Source organism: Halobellus salinus, assembly GCF_014646875.1.
In the GTDB taxonomy this organism is placed as follows: Archaea; Halobacteriota; Halobacteria; order Halobacteriales; family Haloferacaceae; genus Haloquadratum; species Haloquadratum salinum.
The window spans coordinates 24535-50180 of the sequence record NZ_BMOC01000005.1 but is presented as its reverse complement, the minus strand read 5'-3'; the positions used below and the strand labels follow the sequence as shown (position 1 = coordinate 50180).

At 66.2% G+C, this 25646-nt stretch carries 21 protein-coding genes; 8 read left to right on the top strand and 13 right to left on the bottom strand.

The features are described 5' to 3' along the window. Window position 1: 1 nt before the first annotated feature. Together IEX72_RS05655 and IEX72_RS15525 are read left to right on the top strand one after the other, a co-directional pair. A complete protein-coding gene (locus IEX72_RS05655; RefSeq protein WP_188786412.1) occupies window positions 2-940 on the top strand; it encodes a thiamine pyrophosphate-dependent enzyme in 939 nt (312 codons plus the stop codon). 1055 nt (window positions 941-1995) lie between these two features. Next, on the top strand, window positions 1996-2139 hold the full coding sequence (locus tag IEX72_RS15525) for a hypothetical protein (protein ID WP_229663756.1): 144 nt from the start codon (window positions 1996-1998) through the stop codon (window positions 2137-2139). 108 nt (window positions 2140-2247) lie between these two features. Here IEX72_RS15525 and IEX72_RS05645 read toward each other — a convergent pair whose 3' ends face one another. The 3 genes from IEX72_RS05645 to glpA are packed head-to-tail and all read right to left on the bottom strand — an operon-like array spanning window position 2248 to window position 6603. Then, window positions 2248-3546: an anaerobic glycerol-3-phosphate dehydrogenase subunit C gene (locus IEX72_RS05645; RefSeq protein WP_188786411.1), complete on the bottom strand. Its 1299-nt coding sequence runs from the start codon at window positions 3544-3546 to the stop codon at window positions 2248-2250. Continuing rightward, window positions 3543-4799 carry a glycerol-3-phosphate dehydrogenase subunit GlpB gene (gene glpB, locus IEX72_RS05640; protein WP_188786410.1) on the bottom strand — a complete coding sequence of 419 codons (1257 nt, stop codon included), beginning with the start codon at window positions 4797-4799 and terminating at the stop codon, window positions 3543-3545. The genes IEX72_RS05645 and glpB overlap by 4 nt, the downstream gene beginning before the upstream one ends. Beyond that, window positions 4786-6603 (bottom strand): anaerobic glycerol-3-phosphate dehydrogenase subunit GlpA, encoded by a 1818-nt coding sequence (glpA, locus tag IEX72_RS05635; RefSeq protein WP_188786409.1) that lies wholly within the window; start codon window positions 6601-6603, stop codon window positions 4786-4788. The genes glpB and glpA overlap by 14 nt, the downstream gene beginning before the upstream one ends. 301 nt (window positions 6604-6904) lie before the next feature. Here glpA and IEX72_RS05630 point away from each other — a divergent pair, with 301 nt between their 5' ends. Beyond that, the gene (locus IEX72_RS05630; RefSeq protein ID WP_188786408.1) at window positions 6905-7165 is read left to right on the top strand and encodes a hypothetical protein; all 261 of its coding nucleotides are present in this window, start codon (window positions 6905-6907) and stop codon (window positions 7163-7165) included. Window positions 7166-7575: 410 nt separating this feature from the next. On the opposite strand, the gene IEX72_RS15180 is transcribed toward IEX72_RS05630, so the two are convergent. After that, the gene (locus IEX72_RS15180) at window positions 7576-7794 is read right to left on the bottom strand and encodes a DUF5615 family PIN-like protein (protein ID WP_229663755.1); all 219 of its coding nucleotides are present in this window, start codon (window positions 7792-7794) and stop codon (window positions 7576-7578) included. Then, window positions 7794-8075, bottom strand: coding sequence for a DUF433 domain-containing protein (locus IEX72_RS05620; RefSeq protein WP_188786407.1), 282 nt, complete (start codon window positions 8073-8075; stop codon window positions 7794-7796). The genes IEX72_RS15180 and IEX72_RS05620 overlap by 1 nt, the downstream gene beginning before the upstream one ends. Before the next feature lie 327 nt (window positions 8076-8402). Here IEX72_RS05620 and IEX72_RS05615 point away from each other — a divergent pair, with 327 nt between their 5' ends. Beyond that, window positions 8403-8783 (top strand): type II toxin-antitoxin system death-on-curing family toxin, encoded by a 381-nt coding sequence (locus IEX72_RS05615; RefSeq protein WP_326838260.1) that lies wholly within the window; start codon window positions 8403-8405, stop codon window positions 8781-8783. A gap of 505 nt (window positions 8784-9288) precedes the next feature. On the opposite strand, the gene IEX72_RS05610 is transcribed toward IEX72_RS05615, so the two are convergent. Beyond that, window positions 9289-9831 carry a CBS domain-containing protein gene (locus tag IEX72_RS05610; protein ID WP_188786406.1) on the bottom strand — a complete coding sequence of 181 codons (543 nt, stop codon included), beginning with the start codon at window positions 9829-9831 and terminating at the stop codon, window positions 9289-9291. Between the two features lie 69 nt (window positions 9832-9900). Further along, the gene (locus IEX72_RS05605; RefSeq protein ID WP_188786405.1) at window positions 9901-10290 is read right to left on the bottom strand and encodes a DUF555 domain-containing protein; all 390 of its coding nucleotides are present in this window, start codon (window positions 10288-10290) and stop codon (window positions 9901-9903) included. Window positions 10291-10566: 276 nt separating this feature from the next. Between IEX72_RS05605 and IEX72_RS05600 the strand changes: the two genes are divergently transcribed. Continuing rightward, a complete protein-coding gene (locus tag IEX72_RS05600; RefSeq protein ID WP_188786511.1) occupies window positions 10567-10740 on the top strand; it encodes a hypothetical protein in 174 nt (57 codons plus the stop codon). Between the two features lie 222 nt (window positions 10741-10962). Further along, window positions 10963-11694, top strand: coding sequence for an archaeal proteasome endopeptidase complex subunit beta (psmB, locus tag IEX72_RS05595; RefSeq protein WP_188786404.1), 732 nt, complete (start codon window positions 10963-10965; stop codon window positions 11692-11694). Window positions 11695-11721: 27 nt separating this feature from the next. On the opposite strand, the gene IEX72_RS05590 is transcribed toward psmB, so the two are convergent. Then, on the bottom strand, window positions 11722-13254 hold the full coding sequence (locus tag IEX72_RS05590) for a hypothetical protein (protein WP_188786403.1): 1533 nt from the start codon (window positions 13252-13254) through the stop codon (window positions 11722-11724). A gap of 124 nt (window positions 13255-13378) precedes the next feature. Here IEX72_RS05590 and ligA point away from each other — a divergent pair, with 124 nt between their 5' ends. Continuing rightward, the gene (ligA, locus tag IEX72_RS05585) at window positions 13379-15124 is read left to right on the top strand and encodes an ATP-dependent DNA ligase LigA (protein WP_188786402.1); all 1746 of its coding nucleotides are present in this window, start codon (window positions 13379-13381) and stop codon (window positions 15122-15124) included. Window positions 15125-15154: 30 nt separating this feature from the next. Here the strand turns inward: ligA and IEX72_RS05580 are convergent, their stop codons facing one another. The 4 genes from IEX72_RS05580 to purD all read right to left on the bottom strand — a co-directional run bounded on the left by IEX72_RS05580 (window position 15155) and on the right by purD (window position 22442). Continuing rightward, the gene (locus tag IEX72_RS05580; protein WP_188786401.1) at window positions 15155-16249 is read right to left on the bottom strand and encodes a DNA topoisomerase IV subunit A; all 1095 of its coding nucleotides are present in this window, start codon (window positions 16247-16249) and stop codon (window positions 15155-15157) included. A 15-nt stretch (window positions 16250-16264) separates the two neighbouring features. Continuing rightward, entirely contained in the window at window positions 16265-20320 is a 4056-nt protein-coding gene (locus IEX72_RS05575) for an ATP-binding protein (protein ID WP_394354595.1), read from the bottom strand. A 243-nt stretch (window positions 20321-20563) separates the two neighbouring features. Next, window positions 20564-21100, bottom strand: coding sequence for a peptidylprolyl isomerase (locus IEX72_RS05570; RefSeq protein WP_188786399.1), 537 nt, complete (start codon window positions 21098-21100; stop codon window positions 20564-20566). Window positions 21101-21143: 43 nt separating this feature from the next. Further along, a complete protein-coding gene (purD, locus tag IEX72_RS05565; protein WP_188786398.1) occupies window positions 21144-22442 on the bottom strand; it encodes a phosphoribosylamine--glycine ligase in 1299 nt (432 codons plus the stop codon). Between the two features lie 121 nt (window positions 22443-22563). On the opposite strand from purD, the gene IEX72_RS05560 reads away from it, so the two are divergent. Further along, the gene (locus IEX72_RS05560) at window positions 22564-24876 is read left to right on the top strand and encodes a thioredoxin domain-containing protein (RefSeq protein ID WP_188786397.1); all 2313 of its coding nucleotides are present in this window, start codon (window positions 22564-22566) and stop codon (window positions 24874-24876) included. Here IEX72_RS05560 and IEX72_RS05555 read toward each other — a convergent pair. Further along, the gene (locus IEX72_RS05555) at window positions 24873-25586 is read right to left on the bottom strand and encodes a sensor domain-containing protein (RefSeq protein WP_188786396.1); all 714 of its coding nucleotides are present in this window, start codon (window positions 25584-25586) and stop codon (window positions 24873-24875) included. The two genes, IEX72_RS05560 and IEX72_RS05555, sit on opposite strands and share 4 nt — an antisense overlap. Window positions 25587-25646 lie beyond the last annotated feature (60 nt).

Sequence of the window (25646 nt, the reverse complement as noted above, 5' to 3'; positions counted from 1 at the left end):
AATGAGCGCATTCAGTGCAATCAGTGAGGACATCGAACACGACCGCAACGAGTACACGCCCGGCGTTGAGCCGCAACCGACGTGGTGTCCGGGCTGTGGTGACTTCGGGGTTCTGAAGGCCCTGAAAGGCGCCGCGGCCGAACTGGGGCTCTCGCCCGAGGAGATGCTGGTCTGTACCGGCATCGGCTGCTCCGGGAAGCTGAACAGCTACTTCGAGAGCTACGGCTTCCACACCATCCACGGTCGGTCGCTCCCGATCGCGCGGGCCGCAAAGCTCGCGAACCCCGGGCTCACCGTCGTCGCCGCCGGCGGCGACGGCGACGGCTACGGGATCGGCGGCAACCACTTCTCGCACTCGGCCCGGGAGAACCACGACATGACCTACATCGTGTTCAACAACGAGATCTTCGGGTTGACGAAGGGGCAGACGTCGCCCACGTCGCCGAAGGGCCACAAATCGAAGACCCAGCCTCACGGGTCGGCGAAGGACCCCATCCGGCCGCTGTCCCAATCGTTGACCGCCGGCGCCTCCTACATCGCCCGCACGGCTGCGGTCAACCCCAACCAGGCGAAGGACATCATCGTCGAGGCGATCGAGCACGACGGGTTCTCCCACATCGACTTCCTCACGCAGTGTCCCACCTGGAACAAGGACGCCAAGCAGTACGTCCCGTACATCGACATCAACGACTCCGAGGACTACGAGTTCGACAGGACCAACCGCGCGGAAGCCTCCGAGATGATGTACGAGACCGAGACCGTCCTCCACGAGGGCACGGTGCTCACCGGCCGCTACTACGTCGATGAGGAGCGTCCCTCCTACGGACAGGAGAAGCGCGCGATCGGCGAGATGCCCGAGGAACCGCTTGCGGAGCGGTACTTCGATGACGACCACGAGTGGGACCGCGTCTACGACACGTTCTTGGATCGACACAAGTAGGACACCAGACATCGATCCCGGCCGGCGGGATTCGCCTCGGCACGGAAACGACACAACGCCCCGCTTACGGCGGCCAGCACAACTATATACGAGTGCTGAGACGCTATTGTGTGTACCGAAGACAGCTTATTGCCGCGTGTGCAGCCGGGGCCGCGGCCACGCTCGCCGGATGCGGGAGTCCGGACGACGACAACGGCGGAAGCGACGACGGGAGCGAAGAGACCAGCGAGGAACCCGGCGGATACTCGCTGAACGGTCCTCAGCCGGCAGTGGAACGTCAGCCGTGACCGTTCAGCTAGTCGGTAGCGCGGAGTCCCTTCCTCAACGCCCGAGCGAAGCGAGGGCGTAGGGAAGAGCGGAGCGCGTTACGAAGCTGGACGCAGCCGTTTTCACAGCCCAGTCCGTGCTGTCGCGTAGCGCTGTGCGGCCACAGGCGCCGTGCAGTACGGGCCGCAGTAGCCCGGCCCCAACTGGTGTGTCCGTCGACCCCGAAGTGCGTTCGGGAGGCGGAGCACACGAAACGCCCCGTCGCACCACTTGACGGCGAGGACCGAATCAAAACCCCACCCTCTACGAGCGAGATCATCGGACCGAGCGAAGTGGGGTGGGATCGGTTACCGGCCAAACGGAGAGAGAACCGACTCTCTCAGCACTTTCGAGGTGGAACCCCCGACCTCGAGCAGCGAACGGAGTGAGCGAGTAGGTCGGGGACGAAACCGATATCTGATGACACAACCGCCACACTGCGACCGACTCCCAAGTCGAAAAGTACCGTCAAGTAGTCTCTGAAACTATGGATGTGCGTTGAGCCGCCGTCGTGACACTCGCTGTTTCCGACGAGTAACGCGACGCACTCCACCGAACCGCCGAGCAATACCTGTACTGCGCGAACCGAACCACCGACTACTGTCGGTCCAACACCTCCGCCACCGAGTGCAAAACCACCACGCGAGAGGTCCGTGACGCGCTCTACGCCGAACGTCGCGAGGAGACAGATCCACAGGCTCAACGTGTACAAACTGCTATCAAACGCGCTGTTGAGGCTGTCAAAGCGTGTGTCGAACAGTGAACAGTACGTCCACGCAATCGCCAACGAACTCGTCTCGGAAGCCGTCGAACACGACTGCGACGTGATCGCGTTTGCGGTCTTGAGCGACATTCGCGAGCGGCTTCCACACGCGAGGCGGCGCCACGTCTAGGCGTTTCGACGCCTGTGGGTTCACACACGAGACTGCCCACCACGGAGAACAGTTTGAGCGCCGGGAGTGCGGGTACGACCTGAACGCGGACTACCCAGACCTCGAAAACTAACAGAGCGCGTCATCCAACAGCTGCAACGGATGCTCGATCTCGTAGCCCGTGCCGTGTTCCATCTGCATCGAGCAGGTCGGACACTCGGTCATCCCGACCTCGCCGGCGGCGTCGTCCATGTGCTCGAACATGTCCTCGCCGATCTTCATCGAGGTCTCGTACTTCTCTTCTTTCCACCCGTAGGTCCCCGAGATCCCCGAGCAGGAGTCACCGACGTCCTCCATCTCGACGCCGTCGACCTCGCGGAACAGTTCGACCGCCTGGCGGTCGAGCCCCTGGTTTCTGGCGTGACACGGCGCGTGGTACGCAAACGCCTGCTCGTCCACGCTGGCGTCGGCGAGTTCTCCATCCAGATCCTCGTGGATCCGGAGATACTCGAGGGACTCGTAGGTGTTTGCGGCGACCTCCTCGATCCCCGACAACTGAAACAGCTCGGGGTACTCCTGCCGGAGCGACATCGAACACGAGGTACAAGAGGCGATGACGTCGTAGCCCTCTTCCAGGAGATCCGAGAGTTCGGAGACGTTCACCGACGCCGCGCGCTCGGCGTCGTCGAGCATCCCGTTCGCGAACATCGGCGTCCCCGAACACCGCTGGCGGGGGACTACGACCTCGTAGCCGAACGCCTCGAAGACGCGGACCATCGCCTTGCCGACCTCGGGAGTGTTGTAGTTCGAATAACACCCGTGGAAGTACGCGACCCGTTTGTCCTCGGATCGGACCCGCGGCCCGCCGCGTTCGGCCCACCACTCCCGGAACGTCTCCGTTGCGAACTCTGGGAAGTCGCGCTCGGCGGTGATCCCGAGCAGTTTCTCGTTGACCGTCTGGACGAGGGAATTGCCCATCACGAAGTTAGTGAGCCGCGGGACCGCGCTCCCCAGCCGGGCGAGCGTGCCGTAGTTCGCCAGAATCCGGTTGCGGACGTACTCCCGGGAGAGCTTGGTCATCTGCTCGTCGACGTACGCCCCGCGGGCAGTGTTGTGCATCTGGCTCAGCGGGACGCCCGACGGGCACGCGTCGTCACACCGCATACAGTTCGAGCAGGACATGATCGAGTCGTCGATCTCGACGTCTTCTTTGCGTTTGAGCCGCCACTGCTCGGGACCCTGGAACTTCGGGCCGGGGAAGTCGTCGTCGACCTCCGCGACCGGGCAGGTGGTGTCACAGACCGAACACTTGTAGCAGTTGTCCGCGCCCGGGCGGAGGTCCATCTCGCCGTCTTCGAACACCGAAACCGGCTCGAAGTCGTCCTGTGCTGTCGGTCCAGTCGAGTTAGAGAATTCTGTGTCGCTCATCGTACTGTCTCCTCGCCGGCCCGGCGGCCGGCGTAGGTACCGGTCGAAATCGAGACGCCGGCGGCGGACTTCTCCCGGGCGACGTCGGCGCCGCCGAGAACGCCGCCGGCGGCCCGGAGGTTTCGAAAGTGGACGTCGCCGTCGGCGTCGGTCGGCCGGAGGTCGTCGTCGGGGACCACCCCGAATCGCGCGAACGCGTGGTCGCCGAACGCCTCGGCCTCCGACCACTCGTAGCGGTCCGCTGGGTGCGGAACGTGGCACCCAAACAGCGGCTCGACCACCGACTCCCGGTCGGAGTCGATGCCCTTCCCCACGAGTCCGCCCGTCGCCAGCACAAACTCGTCGGCGTAGTAGGGAACGTCTCGGCCGCGGCGGTCCACGGTCACTGCGGTGAGTTCTCCCTCATCGGTCTCGTACCCCACCGCGGGGTTCCCGGTCGAGAGCCGGACTTCAGCCCGTTCTAAGGCGTCGATCAGCAGGTCTTCGAGTTGCATCCCGAGCAGGCTCGGCGGACCGGTCGGGATCTGGAAGACCGTAGCACTGAGCCGGCCTTCGAGGAACTCGCGGACCTCGGGCTCGTGGTCGTCGCCCAACATTGCGGGGAACCCGACCCGGTCGTGGGCGTCAAGCTCCGCGACGACGGCGTCGGCAAGTCGGGCTCTGACATCCTTTTGATCCTTGTCGAGCGCCCTCGCAAAGCGGGTGGTCCGGGCGTCGTCGCGGAACTGGATCGGGAAGTCGACGGTCGAGCCGTCAACGTCGAACGGGACCCCCGCGGCTTCGAGGTGGTCTGCGGCAGCCCCGGCGTCGAAGTCTGTGAGCCCACGAAAGCCGACAAGCAGGGTGTCCTCCTCGGCGCTCGCGAGGCCGGGTGCCACCGAGACGGGGTACCGCGCGGTCGGTTTTACTGTCCCGCCGTGGGTCACGACGAGGGCGTTTCGGTCGGTGTGAGCGCCGCGATACCGGTCGCCGACCACGTCGTCGAACCGGCGCAGCCCCTCCCGGATCCCACCGACGCCGACGACGCGGTAGGGGTGCTTGTCGGGCAACTGGTCAACCGCGGCAAAGGGATCCGAGACCGGCGCGTCGCCGTTGACCGCGCCGAGCACGTCGACGAGGCCACTGGCCTGCCGGAGCGTGCTCTTTTTGTGTGAGATCAACCGGACCTGCGCGCCGGACTCGGCGGCCGACAGCGCCGCCATCGACCCCGCGAGCCCGCCGCCGACCACGACCACATCGTCACGAATCGGCATCGGTTTCTCCGGCCGGATTGGAACCGTCGCGGTCGGGGCCGCCGGCCGCCTCGATACCGGTCCCGCCGTCGGCGACGGCGTCGTCCGGTCCGCCGGCGGACTCCGTTCCGGCGCCCGGGGCCGAGGTCGCGTCGGGACCAGGGTCGAACGCCCCGAAATCGACCGGCTCTTCGGTGGCCGCCGGGTCGGAATCGCGGTTCATCGTGGTGGCGTGGAGCATGTGTTTCAACGTCGCCTGCGAGAGCTGTTGGCCCCAAAGCGCGTGGCGCTCGCCCTTCCAGCGTTCCTGGTAGAGGTCCTCGAAGGCGTCGCGGGCGACGACCTCGTCGTACTCCGGCACCAGCTCGTTCGCCATGCGGTGACAGCAGAACGCTCCCTGGCAGTTCCCCATCGACGCGCGGGTCCGGAGCCGCACCGCGTTGAGATCCGACCCCGCGCCCTCGATCGCGTCGTGGATCTCCGCGCGGGTGACGGCCTCGCACTCACACACGGTGGGGTTGGGGCCGTCCCACTCGCCGATCACCTCGTCCATCCGCGACCCGAGGCGTTCGGCGCTCCGGCGGCCGACCGGCGACCGGAGCCCAAACTCGTCCATCCAGTCGCGGAGCACCGAGAAGTCCTCCGAACCAGGGAGCGGTTCCTCGGCAGTCCGGCACTCGGCGTCGACGTCGAGCCGATCGCAGACGTGGTCGGCGATCTTCTCCGCCATCAGCCGGTAGGTCGTGAGCTTCCCGCCGACGATCGACGTCATCCCGGGGAGGTCGTCGCGGTCGTCGTGGTCGAGGAGGAAGAAGTCCCGCGTGATGTCGGTCGGGTCCTCGCTTGCGACCGCTGGCGGTTCGTACAACGGGCGAACCCCCCAGAACGACCGGATGGTGCGGGCCTCCGAGAGCATCGGCACCAACTTCGAGAGGGTGTCGATCATCATGTCCACCTCCCATCCCTCCTCGGGGTAGTCCTCGGGGTCGTCGACCTCCTCGTCGGTCGTCCCCAGGATGCAGGTCGTCTCGTGGGGGACGACGATGTCGGCGTCGCCCTTGGGCTTGCACCGGTTGATCACGGTGTCGACCTGCCGGACGTTCATGATCGTCATCACGCCCTTCGAGGGGCGTACGGCGACATCGACGCCCGCCATATCGCCGATCTGGCCCGCCCACGCCCCGGTGGCGTTGATGATGTGGTCGGCGTAGATCTCCTCGCGTTCGCCGGCCTCGCCGTGGACGAACGATCCCTCACCCGACTCGTGTTCGATCTCAACGCCGACGGCCTCACCGTTCTCGACCAGCACGTCCGTGACCTCAGCGTGGGTCTCGACCCGCGCGCCGTGGTCGATTGCGGCGGCGGCGTTCGCGACGCAGAGCCGGAACGGGTCGATTGCGCCGTCCGGCACCCGGATCGCGCGCTCGATGTCTCTCGCAAGGTGGGGTTCGATCTCGCGGGCCTCCTCGGGGGAGAGGACCTCCGCGGGGATCCCACACTCGCGGCACCCCTCAAGCTTCCTCTCGAAATACTCGTCTTCGTCCTCGGGGCGCTGGACGAACAGCCCGCCGGTCATCTCGACGCAGTGGGTCGCGATCCGGCGGAGAACGCGGTTCTCCTCGATACACTCCGTTGCCGAAGACTGGTCGGCGACCGCGTAGCGGCCGCCGCTGTGGAGGAGTCCGTGCATCCGCCCGGTCGTCCCGTGGGTCAGGTTCCCCTTCTCGACGAGGGTGACGTCAAGGCCGCGCATCGCGAGGTCGCGCACGATGCCGCAGCCGGTGGACCCGCCGCCGATCACGAGGGCACTCGGCGCGTTACTCATCTATCGGCCTACGTTTGGCTACCACGTACTTTACACTAGCGTCTCCCGACGCGGCAGTGTTCAGATAAGCGATGCGTGATCAAGGAACCGACCCTGGGCGGGAGTCCCGCGAGTGGAACGGGCGGGACATCGGTTGACCCGAAGCGTCCATCCGGACTGGAAGGGGCCGCGGTCTCGCTGAGCGAGAGCGCGTGAGCTTCCGAGGCCGTCTTCGCACCGTCCAAAGCGGTTCCATCCCCAACTAACCAGTACCGCTCTCGGACGCAAAACTCCTATCAGTCCGACAGGTGCACACTCGTGTATGTCCCACAAGACAGGCGCGTCACACGTCCTCGCCGCGCTCGTGGCGATGGTCTCGACGTCGTATCTCAACGATATCCTGCAGCGGTTCGTGAGCACCCGCGAACTGCTCGTCTACACGAACACCGCGGCCCAGCGGGCCATCGAACGGTTCGGGGTCGGGGTGTCACCGGACCTGCTCCCGGCCATCGCGTCGGCAACGCTCATCTCGGCGCTGGTGTTCGTGTGGGGGTGGGCGTACCACCGACGGGTGATCGGGTGAGCAGCGGGGCGGCACCGTGCTGTCGGCGGGCCGGTCCGAGCCGGAACCGGCTTGTGGACGGGCCGCGTACCTCCGTCTGCGCACCCTCAGTCCCCGTCCGAGTTCTCCCGCTACGGGAGCGATGACACGACGACGAACCCGGGTGTGCGACACTGTGGATCGTCCGCGCCCCAAAGACGGACCGCCCGACACGAGGGTTTCCCGGCCGACGCGGCACGCCGCCTCGGGATGAGGCCGGCCGTTAGTGTTCCGGGCGTACATTTCATATATTCGATTAAAAAAGGCCTCTATAGCCAGTTTCTGCTTACGTATTCGAGGGTTACGTCGGACTGGTCTATGTACTCGGAGAGTTCGTGTACGATGTCTCCTACCTCTTGAGCCGAAAGCGTCTGATCCTTCTGGAAAAGGATTCAAGCGGTTTCTTCGACATCCATCTGGGTGAAGAAGTCGTCATCCTGCGTGAGAATGAGGCGATCCGTCTCGCGTCCGTATGTAGCGATCGATTCATCGCCAGCGCCAAGGCCGAGTTCTTCGACATCTCCGATCCATTCAACATCGTGACCGAGTTTCCGTAGGTAATTGATCGTCGCCTGCTCGACGTTCTCGTCAGCGAGGATACGATACCCCATTAGTCACGCACATCGTCGGGGTCGGTCGTCAAGTGGTCGTGTTCCTCGATTGCAGATTGCCGCTGGCGTTCGATCGTACGCATCTCTTTGGGATGGTCGTGGTAGTATGTGAGTGCCCGATAGACATCAGCCACGTCGAGGTCGTGGCGATCGGCAACCGTTCTTGGGGAGAGCCCCCGCTCTTCGACCTGTTCTTTGAGGAACTGAACAGTAATCCGCCGGCCTTCGAGATGTGGCTCGTCGTGGAGTTCCTGTACGATACGTCTCGTCACTTGGCTCATACTACAATTTACGCCGCCATCATACTTGAACGTCTGGACTGGGGTTCTGTCCGTTTTTCACGTTCACTGAGCCTACTAGTAGATTCTCGCCCGGTAGTGTTCCAGGCGTACATCCTTTCGATTGTATCAGTCATAGATTGCGCCGATGTGCAACGTTCCGCCGAGAGTTGTTCATCCGTGGAGCGAAAACAATAGATTAGTCGGGTGTGAATCCCAGATAGTGACTGTCTCGATCTGGTATCCGTCGGTTGAAGACATCCTCGACATCCACGAGGAGATGTCTCGGAGTATCCAGACACCAGCTCAGGCGTCCAAAGTCGCGGAGATATCGAATTCGCACTGGAGTATGTCAGCGAAGGGAGTTTCAGATCGGTTCCAGAGACGATTCACGAGAAGGCGTTTCATTTGCTTCGTCTCCTCGTCGCCAATCACCCGTCCGTGGACGGAAACAAGCGCACTGCACTCAACACGGCGACAGTGTTCTATCTGCTCAACGGTCGCCAGTTCGAGTACGACGACGAAATCAGAGAGATACTGACGAAGTTTGGCACCGATGCGACGGCTGTCGATGAGGACGAGGTGCTTGAATATCTCCGAGCACACACGACCGAAGTTGATTTGAACGAAGTGGTAAGGCGATGGCGAGGCGACCTCGTCGAGTATGGACTTGAGCAGTTGTCCGACGGATCATCGGACCCGAACGATTAACCGGATTCGTGGTCAAGAGCCAGACATAGCGACAGAAGAGAAGACAGGCGAACGAACGCCACTCGACGACGTGATGGATGACATTCGTCGAGAGCTCGTGTTACGCGTCGCCAAGGCTGATCGGGACGAACACCGCGATATTTACGACGCCCTCGAAAACGAATAGCATTCTCACGTCCATCCTTTCTCGGTTCTCAGAAACGTGCGTTTCACTTCCACCGAGTCTACGTTCCGGACACCACCTGGCTCATCAGCCGCGGTCAGTCATCCTCACTCTCGTGTTCTTCGGGACTGATACTGTCGGCTATAGTCGCGTGACGTATTTCGACACCCCGGGGTGTTGAAAATCTTCACGTAGTTATAGCCGACAGTATGACAACCATCCAGCAAATGAGCGTGACCTCGTCTTCCTGGATCGGCGAAAGCGGGTCCGGAGGCGGCAGTCGCCGCGGTGGTAGCAGGTCGCGGCCACCGGCCTGCCCCGAGGCGACCCGGCCACCGCGGCTCATATGTGTGCGGCCACGTCGGCCTCGGTCACGATCCCGACCGTCTCCCCACCTTCCACCACGAGAACGGCGGCGTGGTGGTCAAGAGCGGTGTCGATCTCTTCTAAGGTGGCTGCGGGTTCGACCGCCATCACCGACTCGCGCATAACCTCGGCCACCGGAAGCGTGCCCACGTCTTCGCCCTCCTGTGCGTGGCGAATGTCGCTGTTCGAGATGATCCCGACGGGCCGGCCATCGCGGATGACCGGCAGCTGGGAAAACCCCTCCTCGAGCATCACGTCGCGGGCGGCACGCACAGAGTCGTCGGGCGCGACGCTCACCACGGTCCCGTTCATCAGGTCGGCGGCGCGGATGATACTCCCTTCGGCTTCCTCCAGGGCGTTCACGATCCGGCGGAGCGTCGAGAGCCGCGGGTCGACGTCGCCACCTTCGATCCGGGCGATGAGCGGCTGCGAGACGCCCGCCTTGTCCGCGAGGCTGCTCTGAGTCAGGTCCAACTCCGTCCGGCGCTGTCGCAGATCCTCCGGGGTCGGGAGCTCCATGCGCCTAATTACCCGAAGTTATACGAAAGCCTTTCGGGGGGACAGTGTGAGACCCCGGGCCGGTCCGGACTACCCGTGGTTGTGAGCCTGCGTCTCCGCGTTGTCCTCGTCGCCCTCGCCGGTCTCGACGACCTCGATCACCGAGAGAGGGACGTCCCGGAGTGCGCCGCCGACCTCGCTTTTGGCAATGCGGGAGGCGTGTTCCTCGCTGTCGGCGTTGAACACGTCGATCTCCAAGAGTAGGCCGACCAGGGCGGTGTTGGCCGCGATGAACGCCGAATCGAACGGTTCCCCACAGGCGGGACACGGCGTCGCACCCACCTCCACCTCGACGTACTCTTTATTCTGGTCGTTGAGGCGCTTTCCGGCTTCGCTGACTGCGACGCCGATCGCGTCGTCGATGTCGTCGACATCGCGAACCAGCCACGCGGCTTCCATCGCGACGAGATAGTTACTCATACTCGGCCTCACGACCCACGGGGTCTCGTGTCTTGTGGTTCGTCGCGGCGCCGGTGCCGGCCGATCCCTGCAGCGGGCGCGTACGGAACCCCGATTCATCCCATAAGTTATGCCGACGAACGAGTCCGCCGATCGTGCTATTACGCGGTGACCGCCGGCCGGACCCCGATCGGACGGACGCGCGTCCCGGCTCACAAAACCGCACTACTGCGGCGGGTCCAACCGACCGAATCGATGCGAAGGGTTATATACATCCGCTGGCGGAGAACGGGCAAGATGATGCTGGACGACCTTCGACGCGGCGCGGCGTTCGTGCTGTACCAGATTACGCTCGCCTTCGGGATCCTGGCGATGCCGGTCGCGCTGGGGGCGCAACGCCTTGGGCTCACGCTCCCGATCCGACGGCTCGTGGAGTCGGCCGAGCGAGCATACCGGAGCGGGTCGCGTTGAACAGGCGGCACTGATCCGGTCGCTGGACGGGTTTTTGCCCTCTCCGGCGTGTAATCGACTCGCCGACCACCGCGGTCGTCTCCCCGGTCGCAGCACGCGAGCACGGAGCGATGACCACAGGAGGTCCGTGTCCGTTCACCGCGCTTGGTGCGGCGGCCGTCGGTACGGGCAACAGCGGTGGGAAGGGTGGCATTTATCAGCGGCGGGCCGCAACCGTAGGTAATGCGTACACCGACGAGCGACGATCTTTCAACCGGTCTTGATTCGCTGAACGGCGACCACAACGACGTGTTCGCCCCCGAGATCGGTGAGTTCCCCGAGGCCGAGCGCCGCGCGGGAGAGATGGGCGACAAAGAGACGAAGACCGGCACCACGACGGTGGGACTCAAGACCGAGGACGGTGTCGTCCTCGCGACGGATATGCGCGCGAGTCTCGGTCGGATGGTCTCCTCAAAGAACGTCCAGAAGGTCGAAGAGATCCACCCGACCGGCGCGCTCACCATCGCCGGGTCGGTCTCAGCAGCGCAGTCGCTCATCTCTTCGATCCGCGCGGAGGTCCGGCTCTACGAGGCCCGTCGCGGCGAGGACATGAGCATGCAAGCGCTGTCGACGCTCCTCGGCAACTTCCTCCGGTCGGGCGCGTTCTTCATCGTCCAGCCCATCCTCGGCGGCGTCGACGAAGACGGGCCGCACATCTACAGCATCGACCCCGCGGGGTCGATTCTTGAAGAGGAGTACACCGTCACGGGATCGGGCAGCCAGTACGCGCTGGGTGTGCTCGAACAGGAGTACACGGACGAACTGAGCATGGACGAGGCAACGTCCGTCGCCGCCCGCGCCATCGACAGCGCGGTCGAGCGGGACCTCGCCTCGGGCAACGGCATCAACGTCTGTACAGTCACCGACGAGGGCGTCGAGATCACACAGCACAAGGACTTCGACGACGTCCTGTAGTCGGCGTCACACCGCCCGGGGTTTCCGTCACAGCCAGTCCGCGAACGAGCCGTCGAGCAGCGTTTCCTCCTGTCGCCGCACGTAGTCGCGTTGCATCCGGGCGACGGCGTCAGCGAACTCGTCACCCTCGGCGAGATACGTCCGAACCCGCGACACCTTCCAGTCTGCGGGCGTCGTTCCGTGCTCGAGTCGCGCGCGGAGCGGCGCCACGTACCGCTCGGCCTCCGACTCCGAACACCCGGCGGTGGTGAGGCCGTCAACCGCGTGTGCGAAGATGTCGTCGTAGACCGCGTCGGTGTCGATTGTTTCGGCCCCGTCGTTGCAGACCCACCGCTGACCGCTGTCGAGGCCCTCCCTGGCCGCGGCGTAGAAGTTCTCCCGGGCGGTTGACCACCGCTGGTCGGTTGCGGGGTGTTGCCGGCGCGGGAGGCTCTCCATCAACCCCGCGAACGTGGCCTGGAACGCCATGGAGTCCCGGACAGTGGGCTGGGCCGGGATCGGCCGGAACTCGATCCGGGCGTTGGCGGCCGACCGCGACGCGCCGTCGAACACCGGCCGGACCCACCGCCAGTAGGTGCCGTGCTTCCGGCGGAACGTCGCGAACTCGTCGTCGAACCGGTTGCCCTCGGGAACCGGCATCGGAACCACCGTCGGGTCGGCGGCGACCCGATCGACCGCCTGCTCGATGGCGTCGAGGTCCTCGGGGAACGCGACCTTCCGGGCGTCGGGCGTGTTGAGCACCGACTCGAAGACCCCGATCCGGTTTTCCAGCCGGGACTCCGCGAGGATTTTCGCCGCGCCGACATCGTCGTAGAGGTCCGGCGGGAAAAACGGGGAGTTGACCCCGAGGGCGACGAGCGGTCCCGCCAGCCTGAGCGCGTAGTTGAACCGCATCGGAAGGTCGTCGGCGTGGGCGACCTGGTAGTGGGGTTGGATCGACGTGATCAGCGATTCCGGCATAACCGTCCGCGCCGAGAGGCACACGTTCGGCGCGTCGACCGTTGTCTCGTCGGGGACGGCCGGACCGTTGGCCATGGCGTGGTACCGGACCGACCCGCTCATGTTCGTGGCGATCCTGACGCGCTCGGCTTCAACACTGTCGGTGAGGTACTCGCGAGCGGTCTCGCCGGCCGGCGGAATGGCCCACATCCCGTCGCTCACCAGCCTGATGCCTTCGGCGGCGGTACACTCCTGGGCGGCCGCCAGCCGCGCCCGTACCTCCGCCTCCTGGGCGCCGAGCCCGTCGGCGTTCAGCGGCTGCGGGCTGGTGGTCATCTCGGCGTTGTGGAGCCCGAGTTCCTTCTCGAAGCCGATGAGCCCCAGCAGCCGGCGCGGCACGCGCATCAAGCTGTAGATCCCGGTGTCGTTGGAGGCTTCCCACCGACCGTCGGCGACCGCGTAGAACTCATACTCTAAGCCGACGATCGACTGGTGGTTGTCGAAGGTGCCCTCCCGGAGTTCGGATTTGACCACCTCCGCTTCCGTCCGCGCCTGCGCCTCGAACTCCTCGGAATCTATGTCGAGGGCGTTCCGGACAGCAGCCGCCAGCTCCTCAGTCATAGCGAGGCGTGGACGGGCGAAGGGCTTGAATCCCGCGCTTCCGAGGGTGGTGTGCCGCGCCCTCCCGCCCCGACGTCTGCCGGAGTCGGCGGACTCTTGTCCCGCGAGTCGGTAGCCGGGATCGATGCAGTTCGCCGACTTCGCCGCACGCGCCGCGGAACTGGAGGCCGAACCGGGCGATCACGCCACCGTCGCGGGCGTTCGCCGACTCCTCGGCGAGGCGGGCGACGACCTTCCGACAGTGGTCCGGTTCCTCCAGGGGCGAGTGTTCCCCGCGTGGGACAGCCGGACGCTCAATGTCGGCCCCGCGCTCCTCCGCGAGGCGATCGCCCGGGCGGCGGGCCCCAACGTCGACGCCGACGACGTGGAGGACGAACTCGCAGACCTCGGCGAGGTCGGCGCCGTCGCGGCGGCGTACGACTTCGGCGGCCAACGCGGACTCTCGGCCTTCGGCAGCGGAAGCCGGGAGCCGCTCACCGTGACCGAGGTTGACGAGCGGCTCCGCGAGGTCGCGACCGCTGACGGCGACGGGAGTGAGGATCGCCGAGTCGAAATCCTGTTCGGGCAGTTCAACCGCGCTTGCTCCGATGAAGCCCGGTTTCTCGCCCGGCTCGTGCTCGGAACGATGCGGATCGGCGTCGGCGAAGGCACCGTTCGTGACGCGGTTGCGGCGGCGTTTCTGGCCGAGACAGCCGACGAAGCGGAGGCCGACGACCGGGGTGTCCATCCGGCGGATGGCGACAACCCGGCGACCGCGCCCCCCGACGAGGCCGTTACGGCGGTCGAACGCGCGCTCCAGGTCTCGAACGACTACGGGCGGGTCGCTGTTGTCGCCCGCGACACAGGGCGTGCGGGCCTCAACGCGATGGGGTTGGAGGTCGGCCGCCCGGTTCAGGCGATGCTCGCGCAGGCGGGCACCGCGACCGACGGGATCGACGCGTGGGGCGAGGCGGTGGTCGAGACCAAATTCGACGGCGCGCGGGTGCAGGTCCACCACGACGGCGACGAGACGTGGGTCTTCTCGCGAAATATGCAGGACGTCACCGATCCGCTCCCGGAAGTTGTAGGGTTCGTGACGGCCGAACTCGACGTGCCCGCGGTTCTTGACGGCGAGGTCGTCGCGGTGGACGAAGACGGCGACCCGTTGCCGTTCCAGGCGGTGCTGCGGCGGTTCCGCCGAAAGTACGACATCGAGCGGATGCGCGAGGAGGTCCGCGTCGAACTCCGAGCCTTCGACTGCCTCCACAGTGACGGGGTGGACCTGCTCGACGCGCCGCTGACCGCCCGGCGCGACCGACTCGACGACCTGCTGGGTGACACGGACGCGGTCGAGTCGGTCGTCCGGACGGCCGACCCCGACGAGGTGGCCTCGGCCGAGCGGACGGCGCTCGACGCGGGCCACGAGGGCGTGATGCTGAAAGACCCCGAGTCGGCGTACGAACCGGGTAGGCGCGGCCGAAACTGGCTGAAACGGAAGCCCGACGTCGAGACGCTGGATCTGGTCGTGACCGGCGCGGAGTGGGGCGAAGGGCGGCGCGCCAACCTCTTCGGGACGTTCCTGCTGTCGGCGCGGGTCGAAGGCGGGGAGTCCTACGAGACCATCGGGAAGGTCGCGACCGGGATCACCGACGAGAAGCTTCAGTCGCTGACCGACCTGCTGGAGCCGTACGTGGACCACGAGGACGGCCAGGAGGTCTCGATCGACTCGGCGGTCGTCTTCGAGGTGGGCTACGAGGAGATCCAGCCGTCGCCGACCTACGAGTCGGGGTACGCGCTCCGGTTCCCCCGGTTCGTGGGCGTCCGACCGGACAAATCGCCTGCCGACGCCGACACCGTGACGCGGGTCGCGCGGTTGGCCGACGAGCAGTAGTCGATCCCGCTGCGGGCAGCCGCTCGGGAGCTACAGCACACCCATTACGTTGAGTCGCTCGGGCAGGTACGTTTCGGTGACGAAGTCCAGCCCGCGGGCCGCCAGCGACTGCTGTTCGGCCTTCTTTTCGATGTCGAGTTGGAGTTCGATCTGTTCGGTCCAGTAGTCGGTCTCGAATCGGGGGTCTTCCAACTCCGATTCCAGGGCGTTGATGTCCGAATCCGCCAGCGGATCGGTGGGGAGGTCGTACTCCACGATGTCCTCGGGCTGGATCCCCACGAACCGCGCCTGCGGCGTCGCGAGGTACTCCGAGAGGTGTGCGGATTTGATCGATCCGTACGCCACCGACCCGTAGATCCGGTAGGACCACGGGTCGCCGTCGGTGAAGACCACCACCGGCAGGTCGAGTTCGTCGTGGAGCCGCTTCGTGATCCTCCGGGTCGCCCGCGCAGGCTGGCCCTTCAGGTGGACCACGAGGCAGTTGTACTCGTCGTCGAAGCCGTTCTCCACCAGCCGGTCGCGCATCCCGCCGGTCTCCACGCAGAGCACGAAGTCGATGTCGTGGTCGAGGAAGTCGATCGTGTCCGGGTTGTTGGGGATCTGGTAGCCGCCCTCGCCGACGTCCTTCTGGCAGTGGATCTCCCGCTCGCCCCGTCGGGTCTGCTCGCGGAGTTCCAGTGGGCCCATCAGGGTCGCCCCCGACTCCTCGGGGCGCATGTGGAAGTCCTCGCGGGTGACCTTCGAGACGATCTCCAGGTCCTCGATCAGCTGGTTCGACTCGTCCTGACTGGAGAACTGCGCCTCCTGGTTGTCCCACGATTCCGAGAGGTAGTACAGCTCACGCAGCGTCGACGAGCGGCCCTCCTCGAGTTGGTTCACCAGGAATTCGATTGCGTAGGCGGCTTTCAACAGCTTCCGCGCGCCGCGGACGCTGTTGGCCGATCTGGTGGAGGTGCGGTCGCCGTAGACCCACACGTTCGAGTCCTCGTCGAAGACGATGTTGGATTTCGTCCGGGTGGGGATCTCCATCCGCGGCACCTCGCCCGCCGCGAACTGGTCGTAGAACTCCGCGGCGAGGTCGATAAGTCGCTCCTGTGCGAGTTCGTCGTCCTGTGTCGTGCTCATGGTGTGTCCCGTGTGTTACGCGTCGATCGTCAGTTTCTCCGCCTCGATCCCGTCGATGTCGATGTCGAAGGCCGCGTCCGCGGCGGTCGTATACGTGAGCGTCGCCGACTCGCCGGCCGGTACCGACGGCGTCCAGGTGATGAACCACTCGCCGTCGAGGTTGACGACGCTCCCGTCGTCGGGGAGGTCCGCAGGTTCGGCCGACACGATCTCGGTGATCTCAGGCTCTTCCGCCCGGTCGGAGTGGTTCTCGACGGTCAGAGAGACGGTGTCGCCGTCGATCGATCGCTCAACGCTCACGTTGTTCATGATCCGCGCGAGCGCACCGTCGATGGTCGGCCGCTCTTTGCTTGTCACCTCCGAGAGCTTGTCCGCCATCTCCGGGAGGATCCGGCCGAGGACGTCCTGTTTCTCCCGGCGCTTCTGCATCGACCGCCGCTTCTTGAGGTAGGATTTCAGCTCGCGGGCCGCCTCCCGGACCGCGAGTTCGATCTCGTCTTCGATCGCAGGGATGTTCGCGATGGCGTCTTTCGACTCGCTCGTGAACGGGACGTTCGTGGAAGCGACGTGGATCATCACCACCGCGGGGCCGCTCGGCATGCCCGACCCGCCCGGCTGGTCGAGGCCGTAGTTCCGCCACCCGATCCGCTTGACCACATCCGTGGTTGCACATGCCCCGCGCTGGTAGACCAGGGGGACGCGGTTGGCGAACCGGAGCAGCCCGACGGTGCCGTCCTCCAACTCGCCGCCGTGGGCGATCCCGGCCTCCACAATGAACGGGTCACCGCCGTGGACTTCGGCGTCACGAGTGGCCGCCGCGTAGAAGTCGGCGTCGTACTCCTTCCGGAGGCCGGCCTCGACGAGTTCCGCAGTGATCGGTGAGAGGCAGTTCGTCGGCGGCGCCAGGATGTCGGTCTCCCGCATCGCATCCAGCAACTCCGAGGCCGTATCACGATCGTCGGCGACCCGGCTCACTCTGGGGACGTCGTCCGGAACCGTCCGCATCACGCTCCAAACCGCCTCAACAACGTTCTCGCGGGCGGTCTCCCCGAACGACACGTCCTCCGAAACCAGCTGGTTCGCCGAGCGGTCGACGTACGCTTCGAGCTCCGACCGGGTCGCACGGTGTGACCCGCCGGCCTCCCGGAACTTATCAGCGAGGCGATCGGTCAGGCCTTCGACCGTCGCGGCGTCCTTCCGGGTGCTCGTGGCCTCGTCGACGATGGCGTACAGCTCGGAGTCGATGTCGGTGGTCAGCACGGTCCAGGCTGCGTCGGCGGCGTTCTCGCGAACCGTACTCCCGAAGGTCGTCCCGAACTCGCTTTCGATATCCTCGCCGACGGTGTCGATGACCGATCGGAGCGCCGAGTGAGCGGTCCGCTCCCGATTCGAGAGGGCGTCGGCGACCCTCGACGCGAACGCCGCCGTCGCCTCCGCCCCCTTGTTCGCGACGGCGTCCTCGACCGCGGCTTCGAGGTCGACATCGGATCCGGAGGAGACCGCCCACCCCATCTCGCGGCCGAAGTGGCGGTCCCGGAGGTTGTCGAGCACTTTGGTCGCGGTCTTCGATCCGACGCGGGTGAACTCGCCCCGGAGGAACCCCGACACCGAGTATGACTCGGTCGCTTCGAGCATCGTGATGAGCGTCCCGAGTTCGACCCCGTGTGGGTGCGGGCGGATCTCCTCGGTCTCTGCGGGCAGGTCCGCGCCCTCAACGCGTTCGTACCGCCTCGGTTCGTCGAACCCGGGCTCGTCAAGGACCAACCGCGCGTGGGGGTTTATGACCGCGGTCTGTTGGGTGTAGTCGTGGAGCTGCTGGCGCGCCCGCATGTTCGCCTCCATCTCCAACTCGATCCGGGTGCCGTGGGTCGGCGAGAGGTCCGACTCGCCGGGCGCGCGCTCCTCCTCGACGGAGATCTCCGGCTCGTTGGTGTCGGTGTCGATGATCAGCTCGAAATACTGCGCGCGGTCGGCGTTTTGGGTCCGGGACGTGATCTTCGCTGGTTTCCCGGAAGTCTTCTGAGCGTACAGTACAGCGGCTGATATGCCGATTCCTTGTTGTCCGCGGCTGTTTTTGACACACAACGCGCCGTCGTTTGCGACAACGAAGTTCTCGTCTCGTCCGCTCGCGCCGGGAACGGAGATGTCGTAGACGTACTCCGGAGGCTCGATTTCTTCGATCGATTTCACGGACAGGAGGCACACGTCCGTGTCCGTGAGACCGTGGAGCCCCCGGACGGCCTCCCAGAGGTCCGCGAGCTCCTCGGTCGCCCGTCCGTCCTCGCTCAGGAGACCGTACTCCGTGAGGTTGTGCGCGTACCGGGGCGCGTCGACCTGCTCGCCCGCGATCGCGGCCTCGATAAGCGACTGGTATTCGGCGGCGTGCTCGGTGCTGGATCCGATGCCCGCGCCCATCAGCAGTCCCGGGATCGTGTCCGGAACAGTATCGTGGGTGACGTTGCCCACGGCAACGTCTTCGAGGAGCGATGTCGGGACGCGCTTGTACCGCTGTTCAGCGGGGTTTTCGGCCCCGAATACGTCCAGAACCTCCGCGTCCTCGCCGTACACTTTCGTCCGGTACATCTCGGTTTCGCCGTCGCTGTACCCGCTTGCGTCCGCCCTCGACTCCGTACTCGCGACGACCCCCTGTATGTTCCACAGTACCGAGAGCTGCCGAGCGAGCGTCTCGCTGGCGGTCGTGTGCGAGAGTTCGTTGTTCGGGTATCGATCCGAGCCGTCGCCCCGGTAGAGTGCGGCGATGAACCGCTTCTGTAACCCGGGATCGAGGTCGAAGACGAACGACGGGATCCGCTTGGTGTCGGCAGCGTCGCCGCAGACGGATTCGAGGAACATCGCGAGCGGGGACCCGAACGCCTTCACGCGCGTCGAGTTCCGTTCGCGTTCGACCGTCGTAGTCGACCCGGTCAGCGCGGTGACGGCTTCCTCTGTCGCCTCGATCAACCCCGACTCGTGTGAGCCGAACGTGAATCCAACCTGGCGTGGTCCGGCGTGCCCCTCCGAGACGTAGTACGCCAACAGCTCGACGAACGAATCGTCGACCGGTATCGTGACCGGGACCGTGGTCTCCTCGCCGCCGACCTGGTACGTCTTCAGTTCACAGTCGGCCGCGCGGTCTTCCCACCCGAGTTCCAACACCGTCTCGGCCGGCAGGTATCCCTCTTCGATGTAGTTCCCTTCGAGGCTATCGCGGAGGATCTCGACCCCGTCGTGGCGGTAGTAGTACCTCCTGCGGTCGCTGTCCGGCGACGGCTTCTTGCGGACTGTCTCTTCGCTTCTGAGTTCGGCTATCGTCTCCTCGTCGAAGCCGTAGACGTAGACTCGTCTTCCATCCAGTTGGCTCGGCCTGATGTGTTCGAGGACGTTGATCTCGGTCGTCTGTTTCGCAGCCGCCGGAAGCCGTTGCGGCGCCAGAACCGTGTCACCGGGGGAGAGGTTCCCCGCTTTCACTTCCGCAGTGTCGCCGTCCGGGGACACCGAAAAGAGACTGTGGTTCCCCGTGACCTCGACCGTGCGACCACGTTCGGTCGTCACCCGATAGACCGCTTCGTCGGTCTCGTGGCGGATCGCGTGGGTAACCCCCTCCCACGTCATCTCGTGTGTCTCGCGGTCGAACGATGGGACCTCGATGTCGTCCGCGACCGGAGCCGTTCCCGAGCCTCCCTGTGGGAGGTACGCGTCACACAGCACCCCGATCGGAACGAAGTCGACCTCGCCGTCCCGCCGAACCAGGAGCTGTTGCTCCGGTGTCAGCGACTGCTCACGGGTGTGGAACCGAGACCCATACAGGAGTTTCCCGAAGACCTTCGGGATCTGCTCGCGGGTGATCCCGGGGCCGTTGTCCTCGACGACGAGTTTGTAGTAGTCGCCGGATTCGGTGATCTTCACCGAGATGTCAGGCTTGATCCCGGCCTCCTCGGTGGCGTCGAGCGCGTTGTCGACCGCCTCCTTGACCGCGGTGACCAGCCCCCGGGCCCCGGAGTCGAAGCCGAGCATCTGCTTGTTCTTGTCGAAGAACTCGGCGATGGAGATGGCGCGCTGGCTCTCCGCCAAGTCAGCGGCGACCTCACCGCGGGTATCGGTGTCGTCCTCGGCGTCGTCCTCGGCATCACCCTGGGTGTCGTCTTCGCTGTCCCCGTCTTCGCTGTCCCCGTCCTCGCCGTCGTCATCGAGCGTCGACTGAAACGAAGTCATTCCCTGGGGGGCGTACCTCCCCAACGGTTAAGAAGTGTTGGGGAGCGCGGTGGAAGTGGAAGCCGTCACCGTTCCGTCTCCGCACTGGCGTCGGCGACCCGACTACTCGATGTCAAGCGATTCGATCTCGATGTCCTTCATCGGCTTGTCGTTCCGGTCGGTCGGGACGTTGCCGATCTCCTCGACGACGTCCATCCCGTCGACGACGTGGCCGAAGACCGCGTGCTTGCCGTCGAGGTGGGGTTGGGCCCCGAGCGTGATGAAGAACTGCGACCCGTTGGTGTCGGGGCCGCGGTTCGCCATGGAGAGGATCCCCGCCTCGTCGTGGTTGAGGTCCTCGTGGAACTCGTCGTCGAAGGTGTAGCCGGGGCCGCCCTGGCCGGTTCCCTCGGGGTCGCCACCCTGGATCATGAAGTCGCCGATGATGCGGTGGAAGATGGTGCCCTCGTACAGCGAGTCCGTCCGGGTCTCGCCGGTCTCGGGGTCTGACCACTCGGTGTCCCCGGTCGCCAGCCCCAGGAAGTTCTCGACAGTGCGGGGGGCGCGCTGCTCGAACAGTTCCAGCGTGATGTCGCCTTTGGTGGTCTCCAGCGTGACCGCGGGGTTGTCGGGATGGTCGAAGTCGGAATCGTCTACCATACGCGATGGTGGCGCGACGGACACAAAACGGTGTCTACTCCAGTCACTCCCCGCGCAACTCCGCCATGTGGTCGATCCGCCGCTGGACGACGTCGGGCTTGCCGACATCGTGGCGGACCCGAAGCCCGTCGCCGGCGGCCGCGAGCGCGTCCTCGGCCTGTTGTTCCGCGTCCGCGATCGAGTCGGCGACGCCGACGACCGCGAACGAGCGCGAGGTAGTGGTGTAGAGCCCGTCGTCGCGCTCGTCGACGCTGGCGTAGAACAGCAGTGCGTCCCCCGCGCTCTCCTCGTCAATGGTGACCGCCGCGCCCGAAGAAGGGTCGGTGGGGTACCCGTCCGGGACGGCGTACTTACAGACGGTCGCGTGGCCCCCGAACTCGAGTTGCGGAAGCGGGTCGCCGTCGCGGGCGGCGGTCACGACATCGAGAAACCGGGTTTCCAGCACGGGCAGGGTGTTCATCGCTTCGGGGTCACCGAAGCGGGCGTTGAACTCGACGACTTTCGGCCCGTCGGCGGTGAGCATAAACTGTCCGTAGAGCACCCCCTTGTAATTGGGGAGGGCGTCGACGGTGGCTCCGAGGATCTCGACCGCGTCGGCGTAGTCGTCCGTCGTCATAAACGGGAGTTCGGGAGCCGCGTCGCTGTAACTGCCCATCCCCCCGGTGTTGGGTCCCTCGCCGCCTTCGTAGGCGCGTTTGTGGTCCTGGACCGCGGGGGTCGGCCGCACCTCGCCGTTCGCGACGAACGCCTGGACGGTGAACTCCTCGCCGACTAGTCGCTCCTCTAAGACGACCCGGTCGTAGTCGGTGTCGCGAAGGTACGCTTTCGCCTCTCCAGGTGTAACCTGGTCGCCGACGACCCGGACACCCTTCCCGCCGGTGAGCCCCGCGGGCTTGACCGCGAGGTCGCCGTCGTAGTCGTCGATGTGCTCGCAGGCGGCCTCGGTGTCGTCGAAGACCGCGAAGTCGGGACACCCCGGAATCGACTCCGAGCGCATGAACTCCCGCTGGAACGCCTTGTCGGTCTCGATGCGGGCGGCCTCGCTGGGGGGGCCGAATGTGTACACCCCGGCGTCGTCAAGCGCGTCGGCGACGCCGGCCTCAAGAGCAGCCTCGGGCCCGATCACCGCGATGTCGGCGCCGACGCCGACCGCGTACTCGACCACCGCCGCAACGGCCGTCTCCTCGACCGTCTCGAACCCGTCTGCGAGTTCCGCAATGCCGGGGTTGCGGTTGCTCGCACACGCGTACAGGTCACACGCCGGATCGCTCGCGAGCGCCCGGGCGATCGCGTGTTCCCGTCCACCGCCGCCGACGAGCACCGCCGTCTCCGTGGTTGTCATACGCGGGAGGCGCACGCAAAGCGGCCTAAAGCTTGCTGTTCGCGGGCCGGCGCTGCGCTGGGGGACACCCTGACACCCCACCCGTCCGGCCGCTTTTTACTGTCCCCGCCGTATCGAGTGTATGGCTGATCCACTCTCGCGGAACCGACTGAACAGCGAAGAGAGCCCCTACCTCCGTCAGCACGCCGACAATCCGGTCAACTGGCAGCCGTGGGACGACGCCGCGCTGTCGGGGGCCCGGGAGACCGACCGCCCGATCTTCCTCTCAGTCGGTTACTCCGCGTGTCACTGGTGTCACGTGATGGAAGAAGAGAGCTTCGAGGACAACGAGGTCGCGGGAGTGCTCAACGAGTCGTTCGTCCCGATCAAAGTTGACCGCGAGGAGCGGCCGGACCTCGACCGGATCTACCAGACCATCTGCGGGCTGGTGACCGGCGGGGGCGGGTGGCCGCTGTCGGTGTGGCTCACGCCCGACGGCGAGCCGTTCTACGTCGGTACCTACTTCCCGAAGACGGAGGATCCGCGGCGCGGGAACGTCCCGGGCTTTCTCGACATCTGCCGGTCGTTCGCGTCGTCGTGGGACGCCGATCGCGAAGAGATCGAGAACCGCGCCGACCAGTGGACCGACGCGCTCCGGGATCGGTTGGAGACAACCCCGGCGAGTGGGGGCGGGGCGACCGAAGGTGGGGAGGCGGGGGCGACCGAAGGTGGGGAGGCGGGCGAGGACGGTTCGGATGGCGTCGGCGCCGACAGCCTCGACAGCGTCGCCACCGCCGCTATCCGAGCGACCGACAACGAGTACGGCGGGTTCGGATCGGGCGGTCCGAAGTTCCCCCAGCCGTGGCGGGTCGACGCACTCCTCCGGGCGTCGGTCGCGGTCGAGAACGACGACGCGCTCCGGGCGGCGACCGCGTCGCTGGACGCGATGGCCGCAGGCGGCGTCTACGACCACCTCGGCGGCGGTTTTCACCGGTACGCCACCGACCGCGAGTGGACGGTCCCCCACTTCGAGAAGATGCTCTACGACAACGGCGAACTGCTTGCGCTCTACGCCGCGGCGTATCAACAGACCGGCCGCGACCGGTACGCCCGGATCGTCCGCGAGACCGCCGACTTCCTCCGCGGAGAGCTCCGCCACGACGACGGCGGCCTGTTCAGCACCCTCGACGCCCAAAGCGAGGGTGAGGAGGGCACGTTCTACGTCTGGACGCCAGCGACGGTCGACGCCGCCATCGACGACGACCGCACCGCTGCGATCGCCAAGGACCGGTTCGGCGTGACCGATGCCGGTAACTTCGAGGGGAAGACGGTGCTCACGGCGTCGTCATCGATTCCGGACCTGGCCGACGCCTACGACTGTCCGGAGTCGGAGGTCGTCGACCGGCTCGACGACGCTCGGGCGGCGCTGTTCGCTGCGCGGAGCGACCGGGTTCGGCCAGCGCGCGACGAGAAGGTCCTCGCGTCGTGGAACGGCCTCGCGATCAGGGGGTTGGCGCGTGCGGGGCTCGTGGTCGGCAACGACGAGTACGTCAATCTCGCCGCGGACGCGCTGTCGTTCGTGCGGGAGCACCTCTGGGACGCGGAGGCCGCGCGGCTCTCGCGGCGGTACAAAGACGGCGACGTGAAGGGGACCGGCTACCTCGACGACTACGCGTTCTTGGCCCGGGGTGCGTTTGAGTTGTACGGCGCCACCGGCGACGTCGACCACCTCGCGTTCGCCGTCGACCTCGCCGAGGTGATCGTCGGATCGTTCTACGACGCCGACGCCCGGACGCTGTACATGACCCCCGCCGACGGGGAGGCGCTCGTCACCCGACCGCAGGAACTCAAAGACCAGTCGACGCCGTCGAGCGCGGGGGTCGCGGCGTCGCTTCTGGCGGATCTGGACGCGTTCGCCCCGTCGGCCGGCTTTTCCGACGCCGCGGGTGCGGTCGTCGACACCCACGCCGACCGGATTCGGGGGCGGCCGCTGGAACACACGTCGCTGGCGCTTGCGGCCCACACACTGGCGCACGGATCGACGGAGGTGGTTGTCACGATGGGGGACGGCACCGACGCCGGTGCGGCGACCGCTGGCGTGGGACTCCCGGAGTCGATCCGGGCGTCGCTTGCGTCGACGTCTCTCCCGGGTGCCGTGCTCGCGCCGCGGCCGCCGACGGAGTCGGGGCTGGACGCGTGGCTCGAAACCCTGGGTCTCGACGAGGCGCCGCCGATCTGGCGGGGGCGGAACGAGCGCGACGGCGACCCGACGGTGTACGTCTGCGAGGGCCGGGCGTGCTCGCCGCCGTCACACTCGGTTGCGGACGCGTTGTCGTGGCTCGATGACGGGGATGGGAGCTTCATCGGCAGTGCGGGGGGCGACGGGGACGCGATCGACGGTGTCGGGGGCGACGGGGACGGCGACGCCGACGGACTCCCGTTCGACCCGGACTAGTCGCCCGTTCCGACCCGCAGGATCCCGGCGACCGAGCGGGCGTGGAACCTCGCGAGCCCGTTCAGGAGGTTCAGCCCGACGACTAGAACGACGACGCCGCCAGCGGCAACCGCGAGCGCCTCCGGAAGGCTCCCCACCGTCCACGACCCGACCCGGTACTGGCCGGCGGCCGCCGCACTCGACACGACCCCGGCCGGGTCGTCGTAGACGAACGGCGCGGCGAGCAGCGCCGCGGACACCGACCCGACCGTGGTGACGGCGACGAACGCCGCGGTCCCGAAGACGAACTTGTACACCAAGAGCACGACAGCCGTCCACGTTGAGGGGGTGGTCACGAGGCGTCGGACCGCGTCGACGAACCCGTCCCCGGGAACGGCGAGGCCGTCGTTGACGTCGAACTCCCGGAGGAACACGGGTACGGCGGCGTCGACGCCGACGAGCCGGGTCGCGAGTCGGGCTTCGATTCCGGCGGCGGCCGCGGCGGCCACGAGCGTGAGGAGGAGGATCGGCAGCCCGACCCACGTGACAAGCAGTCCGAGACCGGCCGCGGTCCCGGTGACGAACCCGACGAAGTACACGACGCCGAGCGGAAACGCCAACACGAGGTACAACAGGTGTCTGTACGTCCGGGCGCGGAGCGGCGCGCCCAGGAACTGCCGGCCGACGCCGCGGAGGGATTTTGTGGACGCGAACGGATCGACGGTAGACATTGTACCGCTACCCACGGGAGTTGCGGCGTTAATCCGCCCGGAAGCTCAAACGCCTGTTTG

Excerpts from the sequence above, each read along its gene's own strand:
- IEX72_RS15180 (WP_229663755.1), bottom strand. The coding sequence starts at position 7,794 with ATGGGGTATCGTATCCTCGCTGACGAGAACGTCGAGCAGGCGACGATC.
- psmB (WP_188786404.1), top strand. The coding sequence starts at position 10,963 with ATGCGTACACCGACGAGCGACGATCTTTCAACCGGTCTTGATTCGCTG.
- IEX72_RS05630 (WP_188786408.1), top strand. The coding sequence starts at position 6,905 with ATGTCCCACAAGACAGGCGCGTCACACGTCCTCGCCGCGCTCGTGGCG.
- glpB (WP_188786410.1), bottom strand. The coding sequence starts at position 4,799 with ATGCCGATTCGTGACGATGTGGTCGTGGTCGGCGGCGGGCTCGCGGGG.
- IEX72_RS05560 (WP_188786397.1), top strand. The coding sequence starts at position 22,564 with ATGGCTGATCCACTCTCGCGGAACCGACTGAACAGCGAAGAGAGCCCC.
- IEX72_RS05620 (WP_188786407.1), bottom strand. The coding sequence starts at position 8,075 with ATGAGCCAAGTGACGAGACGTATCGTACAGGAACTCCACGACGAGCCA.
- IEX72_RS05600 (WP_188786511.1), top strand. The coding sequence starts at position 10,567 with ATGATGCTGGACGACCTTCGACGCGGCGCGGCGTTCGTGCTGTACCAG.
- IEX72_RS05555 (WP_188786396.1), bottom strand. The coding sequence starts at position 25,586 with ATGTCTACCGTCGATCCGTTCGCGTCCACAAAATCCCTCCGCGGCGTC.
- IEX72_RS05605 (WP_188786405.1), bottom strand. The coding sequence starts at position 10,290 with ATGAGTAACTATCTCGTCGCGATGGAAGCCGCGTGGCTGGTTCGCGAT.
- glpA (WP_188786409.1), bottom strand. The coding sequence starts at position 6,603 with ATGAGTAACGCGCCGAGTGCCCTCGTGATCGGCGGCGGGTCCACCGGC.
- IEX72_RS05645 (WP_188786411.1), bottom strand. The coding sequence starts at position 3,546 with ATGAGCGACACAGAATTCTCTAACTCGACTGGACCGACAGCACAGGAC.
- ligA (WP_188786402.1), top strand. The coding sequence starts at position 13,379 with ATGCAGTTCGCCGACTTCGCCGCACGCGCCGCGGAACTGGAGGCCGAA.
- IEX72_RS05610 (WP_188786406.1), bottom strand. The coding sequence starts at position 9,831 with ATGGAGCTCCCGACCCCGGAGGATCTGCGACAGCGCCGGACGGAGTTG.
- IEX72_RS05590 (WP_188786403.1), bottom strand. The coding sequence starts at position 13,254 with ATGACTGAGGAGCTGGCGGCTGCTGTCCGGAACGCCCTCGACATAGAT.
- IEX72_RS05655 (WP_188786412.1), top strand. The coding sequence starts at position 2 with ATGAGCGCATTCAGTGCAATCAGTGAGGACATCGAACACGACCGCAAC.
- IEX72_RS05580 (WP_188786401.1), bottom strand. The coding sequence starts at position 16,249 with ATGAGCACGACACAGGACGACGAACTCGCACAGGAGCGACTTATCGAC.
- IEX72_RS05570 (WP_188786399.1), bottom strand. The coding sequence starts at position 21,100 with ATGGTAGACGATTCCGACTTCGACCATCCCGACAACCCCGCGGTCACG.
- purD (WP_188786398.1), bottom strand. The coding sequence starts at position 22,442 with ATGACAACCACGGAGACGGCGGTGCTCGTCGGCGGCGGTGGACGGGAA.